The 976-nt window shown below is 71.3% G+C and carries 2 protein-coding genes; one reads left to right on the top strand and one right to left on the bottom strand.

Annotated features, from left to right (window positions below; genetic code table 11):
• On the bottom strand, nucleotides 1-336 hold a 336-nt coding region (locus ACWJ6R_RS37030; RefSeq protein ID WP_449066654.1), incomplete at its 3' end, for a MerR family transcriptional regulator.
• A 113-nt stretch (nucleotides 337-449) separates the two neighbouring features.
• On the opposite strand from ACWJ6R_RS37030, the gene ACWJ6R_RS37025 reads away from it, so the two are divergent.
• Nucleotides 450-917: a Dps family protein gene (locus ACWJ6R_RS37025; protein WP_449066653.1), complete on the top strand. Its 468-nt coding sequence runs from the start codon at nucleotides 450-452 to the stop codon at nucleotides 915-917.
• Nucleotides 918-976: the final 59 nt, after the last annotated feature.

The following is a 976-nucleotide window of genomic DNA, read 5'->3' as shown; positions in this document are numbered from 1 at the left end:
CCCGTCCGGGGCGGCGTCCAGAGAGGCGGGCAGGCGGGCGATCGCCTCCAGGGCCTGGTCGGTCGCCCCGGCGAGCTCGGCCTGGATCTCGGCGATGCTCCGGCCCTCCGCCTGCCGCCGTTTGACGGCGATCAGCTGGAGCAGGTGGCGCCTGCCGTACAGCGCGACGCGGCCCCGGCGGGCGGCGGGCGGGTCGAGCAGGCCGATCGTGGCGTACCACCGGACGAGGCGCTCGTTGGGCACGTCCCTGACCCGTCCGCCCTGCCGGGCGGGCGGGGGCGACGGGGACAGGGCCGCGGAGGCCCGCTCCACCAGTTCGCCGATCGTCCATTCCATGCCCCCATGGTGACACTGCAATCATTACAGTGTCAACATAGGTCCGGTATCGATGGGTAGGGGCCGCTCTGGTTCGCAAGGAACAACCGATGCCGACAACGGAGGTACGTCCCATGGCCACCATCACCGGCCCGCTTCAGCCCGGTGACAAGAAGGTCGTCGGAGAGGCCCTGCAAGGCGCGCTCATCGATCTCCTGGATCTGTCGCTCCTGGCCAAGCAGGCCCACTGGAACGTGATCGGCCGCAACTTCCGCCAGATCCACCTGCACCTGGACGAGATCGTGGAGTTCGCCCGGGCGCACGCCGACACCGTCGCCGAGAGGGCCGTGGCGCTCGACATCACGCCCGACGGCCGCGCGTCCGCCATCGCGGGCACCACGAAGGTGCCCCAGCTCGACTCCGGCTACCTGGACGTCGACAAGGTCGTCGCGGCGATGACGGACATCCTGGAGTCCATCGGCCGCAGGATGCGGGAGCGGGTCGAGGCCACCGCCGAGGCCGACCCCGTCACCCAGGACATCTTCATCGCCGTCACCCAGGACGTGGAGAAGCATCACTGGATGATGCAGGCGCAGCGCTGAACGGCCCGCCCGGCCTGTGCGGCGGCACCGCGGCGGGCGCCCGGACGGGGCGTCCCGGC

Source organism: Planomonospora algeriensis, assembly GCF_977012225.1.
This window is presented reverse-complemented; position numbering and strand designations above follow the sequence as displayed.

Bases quoted from the DNA above. Each gene is read 5' to 3' on its own strand.
- ACWJ6R_RS37025 (WP_449066653.1), top strand. From the start codon at position 450: ATGGCCACCATCACCGGCCCGCTTCAGCCCGGTGACAAGAAGGTCGTC.